Origin of the sequence: Amycolatopsis sp. FDAARGOS 1241, from assembly GCF_016889705.1 — a bacterium.
Classification (GTDB): Bacteria; Actinomycetota; Actinomycetes; order Mycobacteriales; family Pseudonocardiaceae; genus Amycolatopsis.
In genome coordinates this window covers 497,113-519,126 of record NZ_CP069526.1, presented here as the reverse complement: position 1 = coordinate 519,126, position 22,014 = coordinate 497,113, and the positions used below count along the sequence as shown (strand labels likewise).

The window sequence follows — 22,014 nt, the reverse complement described above, 5'->3', positions numbered from 1 at the left end:
TCGACGCGCCTGGCCGGTGAGTCACGGGCGAAAGCGATCCGGTTGAACACCGGTCGACGCACCAGCAGAGCGGGCGTGGCAGCGACCACGACCTGCCCGACGGCTGCCGCAACCGGCCGGGAACCACGGTTCCGATCGGCGCGAACGCAGTCCGTCAGACGCTGACCGTCGACAGGGGAAGGCGGACTTCGAAGCGGCAGCCGGGGCCGTGGTTCTGGACGCCGATGTGGCCGCGGTGCGCCTCGACGAGTCCCTTGGCGATGGCGAGCCCCAGGCCGCCGCCGGAGGTAGTGCCGCTGCGATCGGGCGTGCGGGCCTGGGTGCCGCGGAAGGCGACGTCGAAGACACGGCCGATCTCGTCGTCGGGGATGCCGCCGCAGGAGTCGTCGACGGCGAGGAGGGCCTGATCGCCGTCGATGCCGAGCTGGACGGCGACGGTGCCGTCGGGCGGGGTGTGGCGGATGGCGTTGGACACGAGGTTGCGCACGATCCGCGCGAGTTCCGGGTCGCTGCCCGACACGACAGGCCACGCCTCCGCGTTCTCCAGCACGCGCACGCGTTTGCGCTCGGCCACGGGCGACTGCGCGGCGACGGCGTCGCTCACCACGTCGCGCAGCGGAACGGCGGACATGGTCAGCTCCAGCGCCCCCGCGGTGATGCGGGAGAGCTCGAACAGGTCCCCGACCATGCCGGAAAGCCGGGTGGTCTCACCGCTGATGCGCTGGGCGTAGTCGGCGACTTCGCTGCGTTCGGAAACGACGCCGTCGGCGAGTGCCTCGGCCATGGCCTGGATGCCGGCGAGCGGGCTGCGCAGGTCGTGGCTGATCCAGGCGACGAGCTCGCGCCGGGAGGCCTCCGCGGCGCGTTCGCGGTCGCGCGCCTCGCGCTCCCAAACGCTGCGGCGCGCGATCATGCGGCCCAGCACGATCGCCGCCGGCACCGTCACGACGGCCACGAGCAGGCAGACGAGCAGCTCCGTCATCAGGGCCGGCGTGAACATGAAACCGCTGATGCCGAGCACGCCGACGAGCAGTGCCACGACAGGGATGAGCACGAGCACCGTCATCGTGGTCGCCAGCGAACGCCGGCGCAGCAGGTAGAGCGCGAGCCCGCCCAGCCCCGCCACCGGAAGCGCGAACAGCAGCGCGAACGGCAGGATGTGCAGGATGTGGGTGAACATCACCCACGCGGAGTCGCCGGCGTCGATCATCACTGCTCCCGGTCGTAGCGGTAGCCGACCCCCCACACGGTCGCGACCCGCGTCGGCTTGGCGGGGTCGCGTTCGATCTTTTCGCGCAACCGTCGCACGTGGACGGTCACCGTGGACTGGTCGCCGAAGTCCCAGCCCCACACCCGCTCGAGCAGGTCGGCGCGGGAGAACGCCACCCCGGGGTGGGCGAGGAAAAACGCGAGCAGGTCGAACTCGCGCGTGGTGAGCGGGAGTTCGGCGCCGCCGAGGGTGGCCTGACGGGCGCTCATCTGCAGGCGCAGGTCGCCGTCGACGAGCTCAGCGGCAGGGGGTTGGGGGCGCGGCATGCGGGCGCGGCGCAGCACCGACGCCACGCGCAGGGCGAGCTCCTTGGGGCTGAAAGGTTTCGTGACGTAGTCGTCGGCGCCCAGCTGCAGGCCGGCGATGCGGTTCTCCTCCTCGCCGAGCGCCGTGAGCATCACGATCGGCACCTGGCTCACCTGCCGCAGCCGGCGGCAGACCTCGAGCCCGTTGAGGCCGGGCATCATCACGTCGAGCACCACGAGGTCGGGGACGCGCTCGGCGAACAGCGCGAGCCCGGCGGCGCCGTCACCGGCGACGTCGACGGTGAAGCCGGCCACCTCCAGGTAGCGGCGGACGACGTCGCGCACCGTCTCGTCGTCGTCGACCACGAGCACGCGCCCGGCCTGGTCCTCCATGCGTCTCCTCACCAGCTCGTCAGCAGAAGGTGGTTGACCACCAGCGCCGTCGCCGCCTGCGCGGCGAGCCACCAGCGACGGCCCGGCGCGGGCAGCAGCGCCGTCATCGGCAGCAGCCACGCGCCGAACGGTAGCCAGATCCGTTCGACCTCCGCCTTCGACAGGCCGGACACGTCGGCGAACGCGACCGTCACCACGGCGGCGACGCCGAGGAGCAGCACCGGGTCGCGCAGCAGGCCGCGCCAGTCCCGGATCGCCCCGGCCACGCCACGGCGGGCGGCGGCGACCACGGCCGGGCCGGCCGCGACGGCGACCGCGGCGAGGTCGGCCCACACCCAGTACGAGTATGGCCGAACCGCGGCCACGCCCTGGTAGTAGCGCTCGACGACGAGGTGGTACCCGTCGAGCCACCAGAAGCCGGCCAGTGCGAACGCCGCCACGACGGCGAGGGCGCCGACCACGGCGAGGGCGGCGACGCGCCACTGCCGGCCGAGTGCCGCAGCGGCGAGGGCGACGAGACCGAGCAGGACGAGGCCGTACGAGAGAAAGGCCCCGTAGCCGAGCAACACGCCCGCGGCCAGGGCGGTCGGGACGGCGTAGCGGCGGCCTGCGCGGAAGCCGACGGCCGCCAGCGCGAGCAGGGCGACGCCGGTGGCCGTGACGCCGGCGAAGAGGCCGTCGGCGGAGACGCCCAGCCAGACGGCGCCGGGGCTGAGGACGGCGAACGGGAGGACGGCGCGGGCGGCGTCGCGGCGACCGAGCAGCGCGACCGTGGCCGGCACCGCGACCGTGACCAGTGCGGCGACCAGGACCACGGCGGTCGACGCCCACGCGCCGCCGCGGAGGCCGAGGTGGTCGAGCCAGACGAAGACGAGCGTCGCGCCCGGCGGGTGGCCGGAGACGTGGGTGGTCCAGGAGTTCGGCTGGAAGTCGAGGATCCGGGAGGAGAACTCGCGCAGGAACCGCGGGATGTCGGTGATCCCGGGAACCTCGTGGAGGTACTCCTGGGGTGTGGTGAGCCGGCCGGTGAAGCCGCGTGACCAGCCGTCGACCAGCGCGAGGGAGAAGATCCAGGCGAGTGACGTCGCGTACCCGGCGGCGAGGGCCCGTCGCCAGGGCAGCCGGGCCGCGACGGCGGGGCCCCACAGGACCACGGCGGCCGCGACCAGCACGGCGAACACTGAGCCGGGGCCCACGTGGGGCAGCCAGTGGGCGAAGATCGGCGGGGCGAACGCGTAGATCACCACGCCGGAGCCCGGCCGGTTGTAGTAGAGGCCGAGGGCGGTCGCCGTGGCGACGAGCGCGAGGGCAGCGCCGACCGCGACCAGGTCGCCTCGCGGGCGGGGCGGGGCGGGGGCAGGCGCGGGCGGCTCGGCGAGCCGGGCAGCCGTCGTCGACTCGCTCATCGTCCGCACGATAACTCCGCACGGGGCGTTTCGCGGGCGGGAACGGGCAGCCGTCAGAAGTCGGTAAGAACTGGGCCGGACGTCAGATTTCGGTAAGCGGCGCAAGGGTTCTCGACCGTCCTTTACGGACCTACCGTACGCGGGGTGAGCGATCTTCAGGTAGACGTCGTGCTCCCGTGCCTCGACGAGGCCGGGGCCCTGCCGGGCGTGCTGGCCGCCTTGCCGCCGGGATACCGCGCCATCGTGGTGGACAACGGTTCGTCCGACGGTTCCCCGGAAGTGGCGGCCGCCCTCGGCGCGAAGGTGGTGCACGAACCCCGCCGCGGGTACGGCGCCGCAGTGCACACCGGGCTCGAGGCGGCGACCGCGGACGTCGTGTGCTTCGCCGACGCCGACGGGTCCCTTGACCTGGGTGACCTGCCCCGGCTCGTGGCCTCGGTGGAAGGGGGCGCCGACCTCGCCGTCGGGCGGCGGGTGCCGGTGCGGCGCAGCGTGTGGCCGTGGCACGCGCGAGCGGGCAACGCTGTGCTGGCGGTACTGCTGCGCAGCCGGGGATTGCCGGTGCGCGACATCGCGCCGTTGCGGGCTGCGCGGCGGGAAGCGTTGCTGCGCTTGGGGATCACCGACCGCGCGTTCGGTTATCCGCTCGAACTGCTGATCCGGGCGCAGCGCGCGGGCTGGCTGGTGCGGGAATTCGACGTGCGGTACGGCGAACGCGCGAAGGGCACGAAGTCGAAGGTGTCGGGGTCGGTGCGGGGCACGCTGCGCGCGGTCCGCGACTTCGGGCGGGTGCTGGCCCGATGACCGCGCGGTTCTGCCTGCTGGTGGTGGCGAAGGCGCCCGTGCCCGGCTTCGCCAAGACGCGGTTGTGCCCGCCCGCGACGCCCGCGCAGGCGGCGGACATCGCCGCGGCCGCGTTGCTGGACACGCTCGACGCGGTGTGCGCGACGCGGGAAGCGGTGCCGGTGGTCGCGATGACCGGGGAGCTGGGCGCGGCCGCCCGCGGAAGCGAGCTCGGCCGCGCGTTGCGGCGGACGACCGTGATCGCCCAGCGCGGCTGGGACTTCGGGGCACGGCTGGCCAACGCGCACGCCGACGTCGCCGCGGTGCTCGCGGGGCTGCCGGTGCTGCAGATCGGCATGGACACCCCGCAGGTCACGCCGGAGCTGCTGGACGCGTCGATCGAACCGGTGCTTCGCGGGGTGCACGGCGCCGTGCTGGGGCCGGCCGAGGACGGCGGCTGGTGGGGCCTCGGGCTCGCCGACCCGCATCACGCGCAGGTGCTGGCCGGAGTCCCGATGTCCCAGGAGGACACGGGAACCCGCACGCGCCAGGCACTCGAGTCGGCGGGGCTCACGACCGGGCCACTGCCGAAACTGTCCGATGTGGACACCATGACGGATGCGCGGCGGGTGGCCGCGGCGGCGCCGCGCGGGCGGTTCGCGGCGGCGGTGCGCGCGGTCGAAGGGCGGGACGTGGCGTGAGGAAACGCAGTCGCGGCCGGGAGTTCGACCGCGGGCTGCTCGGGCAGCGCTGCTGGCTCGAGCTGGCGAACGGCGACCGGGTCGACCTGCCCGTCGACCGGTGGACGGACGGGTGCGGCCAGGGCGACACCGTGCTGCTCGACGCGTGCGACGGGCCGACGCTCGACATCGGCTGCGGCCCCGGCCGGCTCACGGCGGCGCTGGCGCGGCGCGGGGTGGTGGCGCTGGGCGTCGACAGCTCGCCGACCGCCGTGCGGCTGACGCAACAGCGTGGCGCGGCGGCGTTGCGGCGGGACGTCTTCCAGCCGCTGCCCGGCGAAGGACGCTGGCACCATGCGCTGCTCGCGGACGGCAACATCGGCATCGGCGGCGACCCGGTGGCATTGCTGGACCGGATCGGGCAGCTGCTCGCGCCGGACGGCGACGTGCTGGTGGAGCTGGAGCCGCCGGGGAACGGGCTGCGGCGCGAAGCGGTGCGGGTGCTGCCCGGGGACGCCACGCCGTGGTTCGGGTGGGCGTGGGTCGGGACCGACGCGGTGGCGGAGGTCGCGGTGCGGTCCGGGTTCCGCGTCGACTGGACGACGAGCCGCGGGCCCCGGTGGTTCGCGCGATTGGAGCGCCGATGAGCGAGGACATGGAAGCCCGAAAAGATCGGCTGTCCCCGGAGGACTCGGCCGCGGCAGACCTGGAGAGTTCGGTCGACACCGAGGATCGGCCTGAAGAAGCGCCGCGCGGGCGGCCGCTCGCGGGCGCGTGGCGGCGGTTCGACGCACGCGTGTCGGCCGCGCAGGAACGATTCGGGGCGCGGGCGGGCGTCGCGGGGGCCAAGGTCCGCGCCGAGCGCGCGAAAGCCCGGGCCGACGAGCAGATCGAGAAGCTGCCGATCCCGCGCGAGGAGCAGTTCAAGGGCGGCGCCCACGGCGAACGCGTCACGGCACGGATCGGCGCGTTGCTGGGGCTGGCGTTCGTGATCTGCTTCGTCACGGGCCTGCTCAGCCACCTGATCCAGCACCCGACTGGCTGGTTCTTCTGGCCGAGCCGCCCGATCTGGCTGTACCGGCTGACGCAGGGCGCGCACGTGATCTCCGGCATCGCGGCGATCCCGCTGCTGCTGGCGAAGCTGTGGAGCGTGTTCCCGAAGCTGTTCGAGCGGCCGCTGGTGAAGTCGCTGCCGCACGCGCTGGAGCGGCTGTCGATCCTGGTGCTCTCGGGTTCGGCGTTCTTCGAGCTGAGTTCGGGGCTGCTGAACGTCGCGCAGAACTACCCGTGGAACTTCTACTTCCCGCAGGTGCACTACGCGGTGGCGTGGGTCGCGATCGGGTCGGTGGTGGTGCATGTCGCGGTCAAGCTGCCGATCGTACGGCGGGCGTTGACGCGCGAGACCGAGCGGGCACCGCAGCCGCCGGCGGAAGGCCTGTCGCGGCGCGGGTTCCTGAGGACGACGTGGCTCGTGACGGGCGTGGCCGTGCTGTCGACCGCGGGCGCGACCGTGCCGTGGCTGAAGGACGTCTCGGGCCTGTCGTGGAAGACGGACAAAGGTTCGCAGAAGCTGCCGGTGAACCGCACGGCCGTCGCGGCGCGCGTCACGCGGACCGCCGTCGACCCGAACTGGCTCCTGTCGATCGTGACGCCAGGTGGGACGAAGCAGTTCACGCTGGCGCAGCTGCGTGCCCTGCCGCAGACGAGCGCGGACCTGCCGATCGCCTGCGTCGAGGGCTGGAGCCAGATGGCTTCGTGGCGCGGGATCTCGTTCCCGACGCTGCTGCGCGCGGCCGGGAGCCGGCCAGGCGTCGACGTGCGGGTGTCGTCGCTCGACAAGACCGGCCTCTACGGCGCCAGCACGCTGCCGGGCGAGCACACGGCCGACGACCTGACCTTGCTGGCGCTGGAACTCAACGGCGAAGTGCTCGACGTCGACCACGGTTACCCGTGCCGGGTGATCGCGCCGAGCCGTCCGGGCGTGCTGCAGACGAAGTGGGTCGAGAAGCTGGAGGTGCTGTGAAAATCATCCGGATCGTGCTCGCGCTGGCGGGCCTGGCGGCACTGGGCTTCGGCGTTTCACTGTTCGTCGACTACGCCGCCCCCGCGTGGCCCGACAGCCTGAAAACCGTCCTGTGGTTCGGCGGCGGCCCCATCGTGAACGACGCCGTGTTCGCGCCCGTCGCCGGCGTGCTCGGATTGCTGCTGTCGCGGGTCCTGCCGGCGCCGTGGCGGGCGCCGGTGCAGGTGGGCGCTGTCGTGACGGCGGTGCTGGGGTTCCTCGCGTTCCCGCTGCTGTGGCGAACCTACGGCGTCGCCCCGAAACCGGGCCTGCACGACGGCAACACGTGGCTCGGCCTGCTGCTCACCCTCGCCGCGGTGTGGGCCGTGGTGGTGCTCGCCGGAGTGGTCCGGACCTTCGCCACACACCGTCCGGCCTCCCGAGCGCCGCAGAAGAGCGCCTCCTGAGACCAGGGCAGGGCGCGCGCCACCGCCCTGCCCGTCTGAGGGCCCCTCGTCACCGGCTCCGGCTCGGTGCGCAGGGCCCTCACCTCTCTGCGCACACAACGCAGTGGCCCCTCGACGCCGCGCACCGGCTGCGGCGCAGGCGAATGGCTCGGGCATCAACCTCGCACCGGTTCGGGCACACGGGAATCAGCGGCACCGCACGTCGAAAACCGTGTGCGGGCAAGGCGGAAGCCTCCCCGTACCGCCTCCGACTCGGTACGGAGAGGCCTCCGTGCGCGGTGAGGTGCCCACGCTCAACCCGCCCCAAACGTCGATTACCCACATTTTTTCCTTACCCGCCAAAGCACCTGGTCACAGCGGCGGTGGCCCGGAAAAGCGGGCGGAACACAACCACGCGCGACCGGCGTCGAATGCCCGGTCGCGCGTGGTCTTCAAGGGTTCGGCCCCTGCCCCAGGGGTCGAGCCGTGGTTGGTCTCGGCCGCGTCGGGCGGCCGAGCGATCAGTTGGCCGGAACCGGCTGGCCGCCCAGGGTCACCTGCACCGTGCGGCCGCCGGAGAGGGTGAACGTGACCTTCTCGTCGGGAGCGCGGGTGCGGATGGCCGCGATCAGCGTGTCGGCGCTGTCGATGGTGCGGTCGTCGATCTTCGTGACGACGTCACCCGACTTGAGGCCGGCCTTCTCGGCCGGGCTGCCCGGCGTGATGTCGCCGAGCTGGGCGCCGCCCTGCGGGGCGTCGGCCACCTTGGCGCCGATGAACGTCTGCGTCGCGTGGCCGGTTTTGATGATGTCGTCGGCCGTGCGGCGGGCCTGGTCGATCGGGATGGCGAAGCCGATGCCGACGTTGCCGCCCTGCGACTGGCCACTGGGCCCGCCCTGCCCGCCGTTGGGGCTGTAGATGGCCGAGTTGATGCCGATGACCTGGCCGTTCATGTTCGCCAGCGGACCACCCGAGTTGCCCGGGTTGATCGCGGCGTCGGTCTGGATGGCGTCCATCACCGTGGCCTGGTCGGTCTCGTCACCGCTCGCCTGCACCGGCCGGTGCAGCGAGCTGACGATGCCGGAGGTGACCGTGCCGCTCAGCTCGAACGGCGAGCCGATGGCGACCACCGGCTGGCCGACCCGCAGGTCGTCCGACCGGCCGAGCTCCACCGGGCTCAGCCCGCTGACGCCGCTGACCTTCACCACGGCGATGTCGGTCGTCGGGTCGCGCCCGACGATCTTCGCGGCGGCCTTCTTGCCGTCCTGGAACACGGCCCGGATCTGGCCGCCGTTCGCGGCGACCTCGACGACGTGGTTGTTCGTGAGGATGTAGCCGTCGGTGCTGAGCACGAAACCCGAGCCCTCACCCGCGGCCGTGCGGCCGGCGACCTGCAGCTCGACGACGCTCGGCGACAGCTTCTGCGCCACCGATTCGACGGAGCCGGCCGGCGCGTTGCCCGTCTGCTGCGCGGGCTTCGGCTGGTCGAGCGCATTGACCGACGGACCGGACGAGCCCCCGGTCAGGTACCCGACGGTGCCGCCGGCCACGCCGCCGATCACGAGCGCGATCGCGGCGACACTGGCGAGCAGCTTGCCCGAGCCCGACTTCTTCGGCGCGTTCGACGGCGCGCTGTACACCGCCGTGCCCGGCGCGGCGTACGGCTGCTGCTGCGTCGTGCCGCCGGCGGACGGGTACGGGTGGTAGCGGACCGGACCGGTCTGCGCGCCCTGAGCCGACCACGGGTTCGGCGCGGAGTAGGCGTCGCCCTGCTGCGGGTAACCCGGCGTCTGCTGCGTCGCCTGCTCACCGGACGCGGGCGTGGCACCGGGCGTCGGGGACTGACTCCAGGCCGCCTGACCCTCGGTGCCCGGTTGGGCACCCGGGTTCTGGCGACCCTCCGCGGAGTCGTGCGCGTGGGGGTCGTTCTCGGTCATGTCATCACCTAAGCGGCCGGGCCTGAGAGGTTCCTGAGCCGAACCTGTGTTTCGCAGATGAGTATGCCGCCGCGACCCCTCAGCCCGCCGCGCGAAGCCGTTGCGCGATCTGCTCGGGCGTCGCGTCGTTGATCCATACCGCCATGCCCGACTCGGAGCCCGCGAGGTACTTCAGCTTGTCCTTCGCGCGCAGCACGGAGAACAACTCGAGGTGCAGCCACGCCAGGTCGCGGTCGCGGCGCACGGGCGCCTGGTGCCACGCGGCGATGTAGGGCAACGGGCGGTCGTACAGCGAGTCGCAGCGGCGCAGCACGTCGAGGTACACGCCGGCGAAGTCGTCGCGCTCGGCGTCGGTGAGCGCCGGGATGTCGGGCACCTGTCGGTGCGGCACGACCTGGATGTGCACGGGCCAGCGCGCGGCGGGCGGCACGAACGCCGTCCAGTGCTCACCCTCCACGACCACGCGGGCGCCGGACTTCTGCTCGGCCTCCAGCACGTCGCCCATCACGGGCCGGCCGTGCTCCGCGAGGTACGCGCGGGCGACGTCGAGCATCCGTTCGGTCTTCGGCGTGACGAACGGGTAGCCGTAGATCTGGCCGTGCGGGTGCGAGAGCGTCACGCCGATCTCTTCACCGCGGTTCTCGAACGGGTAGACCTGCTCGACGCCCGGCGTCTCGCCCAGGCCAGCCGTGCGATCGGCCCACACGTCGACGACCAGGCGCACTCGCTCCGGGCTCAGCTGGGCGAACGAGCCCGAGTGGTCGCTGGTGAAGCACACCACTTCGGTCCGGCCGAGGCCGGGCGCGACCGGCACCAGGCCGAGCTCGTCCACAGTGGACGGATCGCCGTGCGCGTTCTGCGAGAACGACGGGAACCGGTTCTCGAACACGACCACGTCGTAGTCCGGCTCCGGGATCTCGGTGGGCCGCCCGGGGCCGGACGGGTCGAGCGGGCACAGGTCCGCCGGCGGCTTGTACGTGCGCGTCTGCCGGTGCGCCGCCATCGCGACCCACTCGCGGGTCAGTGGATCGAGGCGGATCTCCGACGCGGCGGCCACCGGTGGGAGGTCCCGGGTGTCCTCGGTGGCACGCTCGTGCTCACCGTCGTGGTCGAAGTAGATGATCTCCCGGCCGTCCGCCAGGTGTCGCAAAGTGCGTTTCACGCGTCTTCTGCCTCGAGGTTCTCCGCCGTTTCGGCGATCATGAGTTCTCCCACCCGCTCGGCGAGGGTTTCGCGCGCCGAGTCGGACAGCCCGTCGTCGGTCACCACCACGTGGGCCTCTTCGAGGTCGGCGATCGTCGAGATGCCGACCGTGCCCCACTTCGTGTGGTCGGCGAGCACCACCAGCCGCCGGCCCGCCTCGACCAGCGCGCGGTCGGTCTCGCTCTCGGTGAGGTTCGGGGTGGTGAACCCGGCGCCCTCGGCCATGCCGTGCACGCCGAGGAAAACGAGGTCCAGGTGCAGCGAGCGCAGGCTGTGCACGGCGACCGGCCCGACGAGCGCGTCGGACGGCGTCCGCACGCCACCGGTGAGCACCACGGTCCGGTCGGGCTGGGTGGACGCGCGCAGCACGTCGGCGACCTGGATCGAGTTGGTGACGATGGTCAGGCCCGGGATGGCGTCGAGCGCGCGGGCCATCGTCCACGTGGTGGTGCCGGCGGACAGGCCGATCGCGGTGCCGGGCTTCACCAGGCCGGCGGCCACTTCGGCGATGGCCTCCTTCTGGGCGCGCTGGCGCACGGACTTGGCTTCGAAACCGGGCTCGTCGGTGCTCTTGCCGACCACCGACGTCGCGCCGCCGTAGACCTTCTCGACAAGCCCGCGGCCGGCGAGCACGTCGAGGTCGCGCCGCACCGTCATGTCGGACACGCCGAGGCGCGCGACGAGGTCACTGACCCGGACCGCACCGGTCCGGCGCGCCTCCTCGAGGATCACTGCCTGTCGCTGCCGCGCGAGCACCATCACTCCTCAAGCACGAACCGTCAACCACACAAAATCCTACACGATTCAACATGTGGTGTCGTGGACGTGCCACTCGAGCGTCAGCCCGGGGCGCCCGGCAGCCGGATCGTGAGCAGTGCACCCCCCTCCGGCGCGTGCATCGCGTACACGGCGCCGCCGTGGCGTTCGGCGGCCTGCTTCACGATCGAGAGCCCCAGACCGGAACCGGGCAGCGTACGCGCCTCCGACGAGCGGTAGAAGCGGTCGAACACCTTCGGCAGGTCCTCGTCGGCGATGCCGGGGCCGGAGTCGGCGACCTCGACCACGGCCGTGCCGTCGCCGAGCGGCCGCAGCGTCACCCGCACGCGGGAGCCGGTGGGCGAGAACTTCACGGCGTTGTCGAGCAAGTTGAGCACGGCCCGTTCGAGCGCGCTGTTGTCGCCGGTCAGGACCCACGGCTGCAGGTTCACGTCGAACTCGATGTCGCCGGCGCGACGGCGAGCCCGGTCGAGCGCGCGCTCCACGACGTCGACCAGCTCCACGCGTTCGGTCTGCTCGCGCGGCTCGTCCTGGCGGGCGAGCTCCACGAGGTCGCCGATGAGCTGGGTGAGCTCGTCGAGCTGGCCGCGGATGTCGGCCTCGATGTCGGCGCGGTCCTCGTCCGGCAGCGTGCGCGCACCCGGCCGGCCGGCCGAGAGCAGCAGCTCCAGGTTTGTGCGCAAGGAGGTCAGCGGGGTCCGCAACTCGTGACCGGCGTCGGCGACGAGCTGGCGTTGCCGTTCTTGCGAGTCGGCGACCGTGCCGAGCATCGTGTTGAAGCTCTGGGTGAGGCGGGCGAGCTCGTCGTCGCCGGACACGGGGATCGGTCGCAGGTCACCGGTGGCGGCGACGCGTTCGGCCGCCGACGTCAACCGGTCGACCGGCCGCAACCCGGCGCGCGCGACAGCGGTGCCCGCACCCGCGGCGACCACGATCCCGGCACCGCCCACGAGGAACAGCACCACGGCGAGCTCGTTGAGCGTGCGCTTCGTCGGCTCCATCGACTGCGCGAGCACCATGGCCACGCCGTGCCCGGCCGGCAGCGCGACCACGCGGGTGTCCGTGGCGACGTCGGTGCGCAGCGACTGCGGCTTCGCGCCCGTCGCCACGTCCAGCTCGCTCTGGGCGACCGGTGGCGGTGAGCCGGCCTGCGGGTAGGTCAGCTCGCCGGTCCAGCCGTTGAGCTGGCCGATCTGCAGGTCGGCGCTCGCGAGGAACGCGCCCGGCACCTGCTTCAGCTGCGTCTGCACCTGCGGCGAGTTCACGGCGGCCTGGGCGCGGGCCAGGAGGTTGTCGTCGAGCTGCTGGTAGAGGTTGCCCGACACGATCATGTACGCGCCCAGCGACACGAGCGCGACGGCGCCGGCCACGCACGCGGCGGCCAGCAGCGTCACGCGCCCGCGCAGCGAGAAGCGACGCGTGCCCCAGCGGTCGCCGCGGGGATCGGTGACGTCGACCGTCGGGACGGCGCCGCTGTCGGGTTCGGTCACGGTGGCGTTTCGCGCAGGACGTACCCGACGCCCCGCACCGTGTGGATCAACCGCGCCTCGCCGCCGGCTTCCGTCTTGCGGCGCAAATAGCCGACGTAGACCTCCAGCGCGTTGCCCGACGTCGGGAAGTCGTAACCCCATACTTCCTCCAGAATCCTTCCTCGGGTCAGCACGTGCTTGGGGTACGAGAGGAACAGCTCGAGCAGCGCGAACTCGGTGCGGGTGAGACTGATCTCGCGGCCGCCGCGGCGGACTTCGCGAGTGCCGGGGTCCAGAGTGAGGTCGGCGAACGACAGGACCTCGCTCGTTTCGCCCTGCTGGCTGTCCGGTGCGGCGCGGCGAAGCAGCGCGCGCAGGCGGGCGAGCAGTTCCTCGAGGGCGAACGGCTTGGGGAGGTAGTCGTCGGCGCCGGCGTCGAGGCCGGAGACCCGATCGGAGACGGTGTCGCGGGCGGTCAGCACGAGGATGGGCAGGTCGTCGCCGGTGCTGCGCAGGCGGCGGGCCACTTCGAGCCCGTCGAGGCGCGGCATCATCACGTCGAGCACCATCGCGTCCGGCCGGTTGGCGATGATCGACTCCAGGGCCTGCGCACCGTCGCTGGCGAGCTCGACGGTGTACCCGTTGAACTCCAGGGACCGCCTGAGCGATTCACGGACGGCTCGGTCGTCGTCCACTACAAGGATGCGCATGGCGTAAGTCTTACTCAGCGTGCTGAGACCCGCCTAAGAACACACGCAGAACTCACAAAGACTCGTCCGTCCCGGGCCGCGCGACGGGTGCGTTCCAATGCCGCCACAGAGCCACCAGCCGGATCGTGACGACCACGGCGGCCGCGATCGTGGTGACGATCCCCTGTGGCAGTGGCAGAGCGTGACCGACCGCGACGAGCACCGCCCCGGCCAGCGCGGCGACGGCGTAGATCTCCTTGCGCAGGACGAGGGGGATCTCGCGCAGCAGCAGATCGCGCGCGGCGCCACCGCCGATGCCGCTGGTCATGCCGATGAGGCAGGCGGCGTACGCGGTGGCGCCGGCGTTGAGCGCGATCGTCGTGCCGGCCGTGGCGAACACGCCGAGCCCGATCGCGTCGGCGAGCAGCACCGCGCGCCGCAGCCGCGCGACCTGGGGGTGGAACGCGAAGACGATCAGCGCCGTCGCCGCGCAGACCGCGAGGTACGGCCAGTTGGCGAGCGTCGTCGGCGGGTGGATGCCGAGGAGCACGTCGCGGATGATGCCGCCGCCCAGCGCCGTGGTCAGTCCGACGACGATCACACCGAACACGTCGAGCCGCGCGCGGACGGCGGCCAGCGCACCGGACGCCGCGAAGGCCACCAGCCCGAGGAACTCGAGCGCGGTGAGCATCGCTACCCGTCCATCGCTACTGGTCGAGCAGACCGCCGCGGTAGGCCAGCAACGCGGCCTGCACGCGGTTCGCGGCGCCGATCTTCGACAGGACGGCCGAGACGTAGCCCTTCACGGTCGCCTCGGACAGGTGCAGCCGCCCGCCGATCTCCGCGTTCGACAGCCCCTGGCCGATCAGCGCGACGACCTCACGCTCCCGCTCGGACAGGCTTGCCAGCAGCTTCCGCGCCGGCTGCGCGGCCCTCTGCTCGTCGCGGTGCGACTGGACCATCCGCGCCGCCACCCCCGGGTCGAGGACGGCACCGCCTTTGGCCAGGTCGCGAATGGCACGCAAGAGTGCGGACGGGTCGATGTCCTTGAGCAGGAACCCGTTGGCACCGAGCCGCAGCGCCAGGCTCACGTACTCGTCGATGTCGAACGTGGTCAACATGGCGATCCGCGGCGGGTCCGGCAGCGCGAGGATGGCCCGCAGCGCCCGAATCCCGTCGTCGGGCGCGCGCATCTTGATGTCGAGCAGCGCCACGTCCGGGTGGTAGCGCCGCGCCACCTCCACCGCGGATCTCCCGTCGCTCGCCTCGCCGACGATCTCGATGTCCGACGCCCCGGACATCATGGCGCGCAGCCCCGAACGAACCAGTTCCTCGTCGTCGGCGAACATGAGCTTGATCAACGAAGCCCTCCGGCAGCCGGTGGTCGAAGCGGCTCCCCGCTTCCCGTTAAGGAAGATTACCTACTGTTGTTCAATGTTTCGAAACCAGACACGACCAGGTGATGGGACTGCTCCGGCGGAGCCGGTGATCGTGCTGGTCCTCCGGTGGCCGGATTGCCCACTCGGGCGACGCTATCGGTCGGAGTGAGGGTCCAGACCAACGGAAACGGCAGGAAGAGTGAGAACTCCTCCTGCCGTTCTGGGCCTGGGGGCACCGTGCCGATCACGAAGGCTTTCGGCTTCGGCACCGCCACGCCGGGCGAGGTGGCGGTGCCGGCCGATCCGCCGGACCCGCGCCGGGTGCCACCTTCGCGGGTTGATCAGCGCTTCTGCACGCCGTCGCTGAACTGCTGCTCGCACTGCTGCACCTGCGACTGGTCGCTGCCGGCCTGCTTCAAGCAGTCCTGCAGGTCGCTGAGCTGGCTCCCGAACATCGCGAAGATCGAGCCGACCAGCACGACGAGAATCACCCCGATGACCAGGCCGATGCTGCCGGTGACGATGCCCGAGACGGCGACGCCCTTGTTGGTGGCCTCGCGGCGGTTGGCGCGCTTCACGCCGAGAATGCCGAAGACCAACGCGAGGACGCCGAGGACGATGCCGCCCCACACGGTCCAGCACAGCACGAGCGCCAGAATGCCCAGCACGAGCGCCGTGACGCCGAACCCGTTGCGCGGCGCAACCACCGGCTGCCCGTAACCGCCACCGGCCGGCGGAGCGGCGAACGGCTCACTCTGGCCAGCCGGGTACTGCTGGTACTGCTCACGGTTGTCGGGCGTGCTCACAGGTGACACCTTTCTACGTTGAGAACCGAGACCATACGGCTCGGCGCACGCCTTATCGGGTAAATTGCCCGATCGTTACCACTCCTGCACATCCGGCCGGCTACGAGCTGCCCGCCTTCGTCGGCGCACCCAGGCCACCCAGCCCGTCCACTCCGTCCACCACGGCCGAGGGCTCGTCGCGCACGGCACCACCGGCGACGTCGAACCGCTCCAACGCGACCTCGCACAACGCCGTCCGCTCGGCATCGGGTGGGATGCCGAAGCTGCCGTCGGGTTGTCGCTGGGCGCGCAAGTGCCGTCCCGCGGCGACGACGGCGGGGTCGCGTCGGCCTTCGTACGCGACGCCGGACAGCAGGGTCGCGGTCCGGCTCAGGTCGCCGCGCCGGAACGCCAACACCAGGTCTTCGATCGGTCCCGGCTCGGGCATCGGTTCGCCGGACACCGGCGCCGCGAGGGCGAGTTCGGTGACGAGCGTGGTGTGGTAACACGTCCCGAACTCGTAGGCGTCGGCTTTGCGACCGGTCAGCCGGGCCGCGACGGCCGGATCGTGGAGCGGGCCGGCGACCGCGCCGCCGTCCCGCGCGGCGGTGGCCAGCCGCTGCCGCGCGGGCTCGCTCGACGCGCCGGTCAGCAGGGCGGTGTGGAAGAGTTCCGCGCCCAGGTCGAGGTCGCCTCGGGCGAGATGGGCGGCCAGCATGAGCCGGGTTGCCCCAGTCAGCGCCGGGTCCGGAGGGATCGTGGTGCGGCCGAACGCCGTGCCGTAGAAGACCGCGTGGGTCAGGGCGTAGCAGTCGGCGTCGGTCATGCGGAAGGGGTCGAGGTGCTGTCCTTCGCGCCAGCGGTCGTACAGGCGCCGGGCGGACGGCAGGTGCGGGTTCGCGAGCCCGCCGAGGTCCGTGACGTACCTCAGTTCCAGTGCGCCGATCCCGTCCTGGTTCGGCCGCACACCCGCGTCGAGCAGCCCCTGCGCCGCGGCCAGCAGCTCAGGGCGACGAGCGCCGAGCCGGTCCATCAGCACGAGCAGCCAGACGTGGTAGGTGAAGTACGCGTCGCCGCGGTAGAGCCCGGCGCGGAACTCCGGCGCCGCAGTCAGGCGGTCGGCCAGCTCGAGCGCGGGACCGGTGACGGCGAGCCCGGGCACCTCGTCGCACAGGATCAGCAGCTCCAGCAGCGGCCCACCGCCGAACGGCCGCGCCGGCAGGAATTCGTTCCACAGCGCGGGAGCGAACCATTCGAGGTGCGCTTCGAGCCAGTCGCGCGAGGTCACCGTCCCACCCGCAGCCGAAGCAGCACCGCGAAGACCACGGCCAGTCCCCCGGTCACGGCCAGATCGAGCCACCACGGCAGCGCCCCGCCGCCCGGCACCAGCAGGTGACGCACGCCGTCGACCGCGTACGTCATCGGGTTGACCTTCAGGGCGGCCGAGAGCCACGACGGCCCGCCGTCCGGGCGGAACACCGAGCCGGACAGGAACAGCAGCGGGTACATCGCCAGCTGCACGGCGCTCTGCAGCGTCTGCACCCGGGTGATCACCGTGGCGAGGAACGCGCCGAACAGACCGAAGATCGCGCCGACCAGCGTGAACGACACCACCCCGACCGGATAGGACAGTGGCGTGAGCCGCATGCCCAGCAGCGGCGCGAAAACCAGCATGACCGCGCTCTGCGCACCGGCGGTCACGGCCGTCGCGAAGACCTTGCCCAGCGGCAGGCACAGTCGCGGGACCGGCGCCACCAGCATCTCCCGCAGCGCGCCGTACTCGCGGTCGAACGCGTAGCTCAGCCCGGACGTCACCCCGAGCGTCACGACCTGGATCGCGATGATGCCGGGAAACACATACGCGCTGAACGGCACGCCGTCGACCGAGCCGATCATGCCGTCGAACCCGACCGCGTAGACGAGCAGGAAGAACACCACCTGCACGGCTTGCGCGACGAGCGTGCCGGGATGGCGGGCCTGCCGGTACAGATCACGCCCGGCAACCACGGCCAGCGCGCGGGAGAACTCAGCCCACGGCGCCCGAGCGGACTCCGCCGTCGCCGGGACGGGCACGCGGATTTCCTGCACAGTCATGGTGTCCGCCCTCAGGATTCGGTGGTGGCGAAGTAGACGTCGTCCAGCGAGGGCTCCCGCAGGGCCACCTCGGTGACCGGCACGGTGACCGCCCGCACGACCTCGGCGATCCGCCGTTCAGGCTGTGCGCACCGCACCAGCAAACCGTCCGTTGTGGACGACGCATCGAAGCCCGCGCGGATGAGCTCGGCTTCGGCCACGACGTCGTCCGCAGTGGACAGGCGCAACGCGGTCGCCGCCAGCTCGGCCTTGAGCACGGCGGGCGAACCGCCGCGCACCAGGAGTCCGTTGTGGATGATCGCCACCTGGTCGGCGAGCTCGGCCTCGGCCAGATAATGCGTGGCGTACAGGACGGTCACGCGCTCCTCGTCACGCAGCCGGCGAAGGTCAGCCCACAGCGCCCGGCGGACGTCGGGGTCGAGGCCGGTCGTCGGCTCGTCGAGGATGACCAGGCCGGGGCGGTGCAGCAAGGCCCGCGCGATCTCCAACCGGCGCGCGAGCCCGCCGGAGAGCTGTTCGACGGGGTCGGCGCGCCGGTCGGCCAGGTCGAACTGGTGCAGCACGTCGTCGATGCGCGCTCGCGCTTGTGCCCGCGACAGCCCGAAGAGGCGGGCGTGGAACCAGAGGTTGCGTTCCACCGGCAGATCGGGGTCGAGTGTCTGCTCCTGGAAGACCATGCCGATCCGCCGCCGCACGGCGACGGGATCCACCGCTGTGTCGTGCCCGAACACCTCGATCCGGTCGGAGTCCGGCGGTGGACAGCGCTTTGAGCAGAGTGGACTTCCCGGCGCCGTTCGGGCCGAGCAGCGCGACGATCTCGCCGGGCTGCGCACCGAGCGACACCCCGTCGACGGCGGTCCGCCCGCCGTAGGTGACCACGAGGTCACGCACGTCGAACGCGGGCGTCATGCCGGCACCTCCGCCACCGCGCCCAGCCGCTCCAGCAGCACTTCGGCCGGCGGCACGACGATGCTCGGCACGATCGCGCGGCTCGCCACCTCGTAGGCGGTGCCCGGGATCGGGTCGACGACGTCGTGGCCGTCCTCGCGCAGCAGCGCGACGTTGCGCTGCACCGCGGGCCGCTGCCACATCACCGGGTTCATCGCCGGCGCGAAGGTGACCGGGCAGTCGGCGCCCAGCACGGTCGTGGTGAGCAGGGTGGGCGCGAGGCCGTGGGCAACGGTGCCGAGCAGGTTCGCCGTGGCGGGCAGGATCAGCGCGCGGTCGGCCCACCAGCCGAGCGCGACGTGCCCGCCCGATCCTCGTCGGTGCAGACGCGATCGCACAGCACGGCGAGGCTGCTCGGCGGCAGGAAACGCGCCGCGGTCCTGGTGAGCACGGCGACGATCTGGCGCACCCCAGCGGTGCGGAACGCGTGCAGGTAGCCGGGCAGGCTCAGCACCGCGACCGAACCGCTCACGCCGAGCAGGAGTTTTTCCGGTAAGGCGGGCATGGCGACCTCCTCAGGTCAGCATCAGGGCGGTGTCCCACGCACCCGCCGCGGGCATCAGGGCGCAGGCCACGCCGGCCGCGCCTTCGAGCATTCCGGCGACGTTCAGCCGCCGGTAACCCGTCGCGTCCAGCCAGCCCCGCGGCGAATCCGGCACGAGGTGGGGGAAGACGAACGGGGCGGCCGGGTCGGCGAACGACAGCACCCGGGCAGTCAGCCGGGCGCAGCCGCCGAGCAGCACCGGGTCGCCGGCCGCGGTGCCGACGCGGCGCAGGATCTGGAGCAGGCCGGCGTAGCCGTGGCAGACGGTCGGGCCGTCGAGCCGCCACGACTGTTCGTCGCGGGCCAGGACGGCGCGCAACGCACCGACTGCGGCGGCGCACCACCCGGCTTCGCCCAGCACCGCGCCGGCCCGGTGGAGCGCGGCCGCCACGCCGGGAGCGCCGTAACACCACGCCTCACGGGTGAACACGTCGGCGGCGGGTGAGAGTTCCTCGTCCCAGCCGAGCCGGCACGGCCAGAATGCGCCCGCCTCGCCGGTGCGGCGCCGGGCGAGCAGCCAAGATCCGATGCGCCGCATGGCAGCACGCTGTCCGGGCACTTCCACGTCGCGTTCGAGCGCCGCGGCGAACAACGCGAGCGGGCCGGGGATCCCGTGAGCCAGGCCGAGGTTGAAGTCGCCGCGCGGGTACCGGCGGGCGTCTTCGGCGACCGGCTGCAGCTCCGACGGGATCCACCAGCCGGGTACGGTGCGTCCGTCCACGGTGATCGGTTCGGTCAGCTGCACCAGGTACCGCAACGTGCTCTCGACCACGCCGGTTTCGCCGACGTCCAGCAGCAGCCGGGCGGTTCCGGACAGGCCGTTGATCACGTCGTAGTGCGCCCACGAGACGCCGGGTTCGGTGCGCGCGGCGCACGCGTCGAGCCGCGACTGCTGATCCGCCGCAACCCAGGCGGCGAGCTTCCGGCGCAGCGTCCCGTAGTTAGGGCTCAGCCGGTGCACTGCGGTGAGCAGCGCCGCGGGCCCGGCGTAGAGGCCGTTGGCCGGTTGCCCGGACATCAGCTGCGCAGCGCGGGCGACGTGCCGGTGAGCCACGGCGAACCAGCGTTCGTCGGCCGCCGCGAGTTCGGCGTACAGCAGGGCGATGCCGGGAAGGCCCGCGGCGAGCGCGACCGGGGCCCACATCGACGCACCGTAGATCGGCTCGACGTTGTCGGGCCGGCTCGCGATCTCGGCGACGGAATCCGGCTCGGCGAGCCGGTCCGCCACGAGCAGGACGGCTTCTTCGGCGTCGGTCAGGCACGCGGTCATCGGTGGTGCCTCCGCCGGTTCGCGTTGTCCTGCACGGCACCGCGTGCGAGCCCGAGCACGGTGGCCTCCCGGCTGGAGGAGCCGCCGAGGAGCCGGTTGCAGGTCATGTGCATCAGGCTGCCGACGATCCGTGCTTCCGGTGCCGCACAACGGCCGCCGAGCTCGCGGATGAGCCGCCCGTAGTCGCGGGCCGCGGCGTCGCGCGCGCTCAGCGCGGCCAGGACGGGAACGCCGGCTTCGCCGAGCCCGGCCCAGCCACCTGCGGGGTCGATCCGGCGTTGCCACCGCGCCGGGTCTTTTCGGTACTCCGCGGGCAGTTCGCGGCGGCTGCCGGTGATCGCGAGCCACGATTCGGCCGCGTCGCCGGCGTCGAGGACCGCGTACTCGCCGGCGTCGAACGGGCGGCCCTGGTGGAAGCGATCACCGAGCTGCCGGAACACCTGCGCGAAGTCCTCGTGCTGGTGCTCGCCGAAGACCTCTCGTACCCGGAGGTGGCGACCGCGCTGGGCATCCCGGTCGGCACCGTCAAAAGCAGGATGTCGCACGCCCGGCGCCACCTGAGCGCGCGGCTCAGCCCGTCTCCGGCCCGCAGGAGCACACCATGACCCACCCCACCGACGACGAACTGCGTCGCATCGCCCGGCCCGAGGGCCACCTCGCGGAGTGCCCCGCCTGCCACCGGCGCTGGGAGTCCTGGCGCTCACTCACGGCGGCCACGTGCCAAGCCGCGCTGGTCCTGACGCCCGAGCTGGCGCCGCCGTCGTTCGACACGCTGCTGCCGAACCTGATGCTCGCTTCCGAGGCACCGGGGCCGGACCTCGCACGCGGCTCGCGTCGGCCGGACTTCGCGCCGCCGGCATCCGAGGTACCGCAGCCGGACCTCGCGCCCGCATCCGACGCACGGGGGCAGGACCCCGCACCCGAATCCCACTCGCGTCCGGCCGACCTGGCAGCTGCGGCCAACGCGCTGCCGCCGGAAGCGGCGACCCCGCGCCGACCGTTGCGAGCGAGCGCACTCCCGGACGCGGCACCCAGGCCGGCCCTGCGCCGATCTTTGCGAACGAGTGCCCTGCTGGTCTGGTGGCAGCTCCGCCTGATGCCCCGCCGGCTGCTCCCGCTGAGCTTCGTCGGCCTCGCCGCCGCCGTCGCGATCGCGCTGATCACCCCCGACCCGTTGCTTGCGTCGCGCTACTTCGCGGCCGGCGTGGTCCTCGTCGCGCTGCTGGGCTCGCTGGCCACCGTCTCGCGCCGCGGCGACCCGCGGGGCGAGCTCCTGTTCGCCCTGCCGACGTCACCCGTCACGGTATTCGTCGCGCGCTTGGTGGTGGTGCTGGCCGTCGATCTCCTCCTGGCGCTGGCCGGTTCGGTCGCCGTCCACGCGGCGGGCATCGGCAGCGGCGTGTTCGACGTGGTCACGGGCTGGCTGGGCCAGTCGCTGCTCGCCTCGGCCATCGCCGTCGCCGGCACCGTCCGCTGGTCCTCCGGCGTCGGCGCCGCGGCCGCCGTCGCGGCTTGGTGCCTGGGCTCCCTGACCACCCTCGCCCGCGGCGGCCTCGCCGAACGCATCGGCGCCGCCGCCGCGCAAATCTGGGGCACGACTCCCTGGACGCTCGCCCTCGTCCTGCTGCTGTTCGTCCTGGCCGCCCGCCAGCTACGCCTGCCCGAACGCCACCGGGAACTCGCGTGAACCACCC

Annotated in this window: 24 protein-coding genes and 1 pseudogene; 7 read left to right on the top strand and 18 right to left on the bottom strand. The window is 72.5% G+C overall.

Features of this window, described 5'->3' with window-relative positions; genetic code table 11:
• Positions 1-154: 154 nt before the first annotated feature.
• The 3 genes from I6J71_RS02500 to I6J71_RS02490 are packed head-to-tail and all read right to left on the bottom strand — an operon-like array spanning position 155 to position 3,314.
• The gene (locus I6J71_RS02500) at positions 155-1,210 is read right to left on the bottom strand and encodes a sensor histidine kinase KdpD (protein WP_204093242.1); all 1,056 of its coding nucleotides are present in this window, start codon (positions 1,208-1,210) and stop codon (positions 155-157) included.
• Complete coding sequence (locus tag I6J71_RS02495) at positions 1,210-1,908, bottom strand: response regulator transcription factor (RefSeq protein ID WP_204093241.1); 699 nt, start codon at positions 1,906-1,908, stop codon at positions 1,210-1,212. Before I6J71_RS02495 ends, I6J71_RS02500 begins: the two co-directional genes overlap by 1 nt.
• An 8-nt stretch (positions 1,909-1,916) precedes the next feature.
• Positions 1,917-3,314 (bottom strand): hypothetical protein, encoded by a 1,398-nt coding sequence (locus tag I6J71_RS02490; RefSeq protein ID WP_204093240.1) that lies wholly within the window; start codon positions 3,312-3,314, stop codon positions 1,917-1,919.
• Between the two features lie 144 nt (positions 3,315-3,458).
• Here I6J71_RS02490 and I6J71_RS02485 point away from each other — a divergent pair, with 144 nt between their 5' ends.
• The 5 genes from I6J71_RS02485 to I6J71_RS02465 all read left to right on the top strand — a co-directional run bounded on the left by I6J71_RS02485 (position 3,459) and on the right by I6J71_RS02465 (position 7,246).
• On the top strand, positions 3,459-4,118 hold the full coding sequence (locus tag I6J71_RS02485; RefSeq protein ID WP_204093239.1) for a glycosyltransferase family 2 protein: 660 nt from the start codon (positions 3,459-3,461) through the stop codon (positions 4,116-4,118).
• Positions 4,115-4,798 (top strand): DUF2064 domain-containing protein, encoded by a 684-nt coding sequence (locus tag I6J71_RS02480; RefSeq protein ID WP_204093238.1) that lies wholly within the window; start codon positions 4,115-4,117, stop codon positions 4,796-4,798. The genes I6J71_RS02485 and I6J71_RS02480 overlap by 4 nt, the downstream gene beginning before the upstream one ends.
• Positions 4,795-5,424 (top strand): bifunctional 2-polyprenyl-6-hydroxyphenol methylase/3-demethylubiquinol 3-O-methyltransferase UbiG, encoded by a 630-nt coding sequence (locus tag I6J71_RS02475; protein ID WP_204093237.1) that lies wholly within the window; start codon positions 4,795-4,797, stop codon positions 5,422-5,424. Before I6J71_RS02480 ends, I6J71_RS02475 begins: the two co-directional genes overlap by 4 nt.
• A 242-nt stretch (positions 5,425-5,666) precedes the next feature.
• Positions 5,667-6,800 carry a molybdopterin-dependent oxidoreductase gene (locus I6J71_RS02470; protein ID WP_204096823.1) on the top strand — a complete coding sequence of 378 codons (1,134 nt, stop codon included), beginning with the start codon at positions 5,667-5,669 and terminating at the stop codon, positions 6,798-6,800.
• Complete coding sequence (locus I6J71_RS02465) at positions 6,797-7,246, top strand: hypothetical protein (protein ID WP_204093236.1); 450 nt, start codon at positions 6,797-6,799, stop codon at positions 7,244-7,246. Before I6J71_RS02470 ends, I6J71_RS02465 begins: the two co-directional genes overlap by 4 nt.
• A gap of 500 nt (positions 7,247-7,746) precedes the next feature.
• Here the strand turns inward: I6J71_RS02465 and I6J71_RS02460 are convergent, their stop codons facing one another.
• From I6J71_RS02460 to I6J71_RS47515, 15 genes and pseudogenes are all read right to left on the bottom strand, one after another.
• Complete coding sequence (locus I6J71_RS02460; protein ID WP_204093235.1) at positions 7,747-9,162, bottom strand: trypsin-like peptidase domain-containing protein; 1,416 nt, start codon at positions 9,160-9,162, stop codon at positions 7,747-7,749.
• 79 nt (positions 9,163-9,241) lie between these two features.
• A complete protein-coding gene (gene galT, locus I6J71_RS02455) occupies positions 9,242-10,324 on the bottom strand; it encodes a galactose-1-phosphate uridylyltransferase (RefSeq protein ID WP_204093234.1) in 1,083 nt (360 codons plus the stop codon).
• Positions 10,321-11,124 (bottom strand): DeoR/GlpR family DNA-binding transcription regulator, encoded by an 804-nt coding sequence (locus I6J71_RS02450; RefSeq protein ID WP_204093233.1) that lies wholly within the window; start codon positions 11,122-11,124, stop codon positions 10,321-10,323. Before I6J71_RS02450 ends, galT begins: the two co-directional genes overlap by 4 nt.
• Before the next feature lie 80 nt (positions 11,125-11,204).
• A complete protein-coding gene (locus I6J71_RS02445; protein WP_204093232.1) occupies positions 11,205-12,632 on the bottom strand; it encodes a sensor histidine kinase in 1,428 nt (475 codons plus the stop codon).
• The gene (locus I6J71_RS02440) at positions 12,629-13,321 is read right to left on the bottom strand and encodes a response regulator transcription factor (protein ID WP_204093231.1); all 693 of its coding nucleotides are present in this window, start codon (positions 13,319-13,321) and stop codon (positions 12,629-12,631) included. Before I6J71_RS02440 ends, I6J71_RS02445 begins: the two co-directional genes overlap by 4 nt.
• Before the next feature lie 52 nt (positions 13,322-13,373).
• Positions 13,374-13,991: a trimeric intracellular cation channel family protein gene (locus I6J71_RS02435; RefSeq protein ID WP_204093230.1), complete on the bottom strand. Its 618-nt coding sequence runs from the start codon at positions 13,989-13,991 to the stop codon at positions 13,374-13,376.
• Between the two features lie 16 nt (positions 13,992-14,007).
• Positions 14,008-14,661 (bottom strand): response regulator transcription factor, encoded by a 654-nt coding sequence (locus tag I6J71_RS02430; protein WP_204093229.1) that lies wholly within the window; start codon positions 14,659-14,661, stop codon positions 14,008-14,010.
• A gap of 359 nt (positions 14,662-15,020) precedes the next feature.
• Positions 15,021-15,485, bottom strand: coding sequence for a DUF4190 domain-containing protein (locus I6J71_RS02425; RefSeq protein ID WP_204093228.1), 465 nt, complete (start codon positions 15,483-15,485; stop codon positions 15,021-15,023).
• Between the two features lie 100 nt (positions 15,486-15,585).
• The gene (locus I6J71_RS02420) at positions 15,586-16,752 is read right to left on the bottom strand and encodes a hypothetical protein (protein ID WP_204093227.1); all 1,167 of its coding nucleotides are present in this window, start codon (positions 16,750-16,752) and stop codon (positions 15,586-15,588) included.
• Positions 16,749-17,558, bottom strand: a complete 810-nt coding sequence (locus tag I6J71_RS02415) for an ABC transporter permease (protein ID WP_204093226.1) — start codon at positions 17,556-17,558, stop codon at positions 16,749-16,751. Before I6J71_RS02415 ends, I6J71_RS02420 begins: the two co-directional genes overlap by 4 nt.
• 11 nt (positions 17,559-17,569) lie before the next feature.
• Positions 17,570-18,467, bottom strand: a pseudogene (locus tag I6J71_RS02410) (ABC transporter ATP-binding protein).
• Positions 18,464-18,844: a flavoprotein gene (locus tag I6J71_RS02400; RefSeq protein WP_204093224.1), complete on the bottom strand. Its 381-nt coding sequence runs from the start codon at positions 18,842-18,844 to the stop codon at positions 18,464-18,466. The pseudogene I6J71_RS02410 and the gene I6J71_RS02400 overlap by 4 nt, the downstream one beginning before the upstream one ends.
• A complete protein-coding gene (locus I6J71_RS02395; RefSeq protein WP_204093223.1) occupies positions 18,772-19,011 on the bottom strand; it encodes a hypothetical protein in 240 nt (79 codons plus the stop codon). The genes I6J71_RS02400 and I6J71_RS02395 overlap by 73 nt, the downstream gene beginning before the upstream one ends.
• A gap of 10 nt (positions 19,012-19,021) precedes the next feature.
• Positions 19,022-20,320 (bottom strand): lanthionine synthetase C family protein, encoded by a 1,299-nt coding sequence (locus I6J71_RS02390; protein WP_204093222.1) that lies wholly within the window; start codon positions 20,318-20,320, stop codon positions 19,022-19,024.
• Positions 20,317-20,760 carry a lantibiotic dehydratase C-terminal domain-containing protein gene (locus tag I6J71_RS47515; RefSeq protein WP_239154379.1) on the bottom strand — a complete coding sequence of 148 codons (444 nt, stop codon included), beginning with the start codon at positions 20,758-20,760 and terminating at the stop codon, positions 20,317-20,319. Before I6J71_RS47515 ends, I6J71_RS02390 begins: the two co-directional genes overlap by 4 nt.
• On the opposite strand from I6J71_RS47515, the gene I6J71_RS47510 reads away from it, so the two are divergent.
• Positions 20,731-20,925: an RNA polymerase sigma factor gene (locus I6J71_RS47510; RefSeq protein WP_239154378.1), complete on the top strand. Its 195-nt coding sequence runs from the start codon at positions 20,731-20,733 to the stop codon at positions 20,923-20,925. The genes I6J71_RS47515 and I6J71_RS47510 overlap by 30 nt on opposite strands.
• On the top strand, positions 20,922-22,007 hold the full coding sequence (locus tag I6J71_RS02380; protein WP_204093220.1) for a hypothetical protein: 1,086 nt from the start codon (positions 20,922-20,924) through the stop codon (positions 22,005-22,007). The genes I6J71_RS47510 and I6J71_RS02380 overlap by 4 nt, the downstream gene beginning before the upstream one ends.
• Positions 22,008-22,014 lie beyond the last annotated feature (7 nt).

Excerpts from the sequence above, each read along its gene's own strand:
- I6J71_RS02490 (WP_204093240.1), bottom strand. The coding sequence starts at position 3,314 with ATGAGCGAGTCGACGACGGCTGCCCGGCTCGCCGAGCCGCCCGCGCCT.
- I6J71_RS02460 (WP_204093235.1), bottom strand. The coding sequence starts at position 9,162 with ATGACCGAGAACGACCCCCACGCGCACGACTCCGCGGAGGGTCGCCAG.
- I6J71_RS02380 (WP_204093220.1), top strand. The coding sequence starts at position 20,922 with ATGACCCACCCCACCGACGACGAACTGCGTCGCATCGCCCGGCCCGAG.
- I6J71_RS02450 (WP_204093233.1), bottom strand. The coding sequence starts at position 11,124 with ATGGTGCTCGCGCGGCAGCGACAGGCAGTGATCCTCGAGGAGGCGCGC.
- I6J71_RS02440 (WP_204093231.1), bottom strand. The coding sequence starts at position 13,321 with ATGCGCATCCTTGTAGTGGACGACGACCGAGCCGTCCGTGAATCGCTC.
- I6J71_RS02480 (WP_204093238.1), top strand. The coding sequence starts at position 4,115 with ATGACCGCGCGGTTCTGCCTGCTGGTGGTGGCGAAGGCGCCCGTGCCC.
- I6J71_RS02415 (WP_204093226.1), bottom strand. The coding sequence starts at position 17,558 with ATGACTGTGCAGGAAATCCGCGTGCCCGTCCCGGCGACGGCGGAGTCC.
- I6J71_RS02390 (WP_204093222.1), bottom strand. The coding sequence starts at position 20,320 with ATGACCGCGTGCCTGACCGACGCCGAAGAAGCCGTCCTGCTCGTGGCG.
- I6J71_RS02500 (WP_204093242.1), bottom strand. The coding sequence starts at position 1,210 with ATGATCGACGCCGGCGACTCCGCGTGGGTGATGTTCACCCACATCCTG.
- I6J71_RS02495 (WP_204093241.1), bottom strand. The coding sequence starts at position 1,908 with ATGGAGGACCAGGCCGGGCGCGTGCTCGTGGTCGACGACGACGAGACG.
- I6J71_RS02435 (WP_204093230.1), bottom strand. The coding sequence starts at position 13,991 with ATGCTCACCGCGCTCGAGTTCCTCGGGCTGGTGGCCTTCGCGGCGTCC.
- I6J71_RS02395 (WP_204093223.1), bottom strand. The coding sequence starts at position 19,011 with ATGCCCGCCTTACCGGAAAAACTCCTGCTCGGCGTGAGCGGTTCGGTC.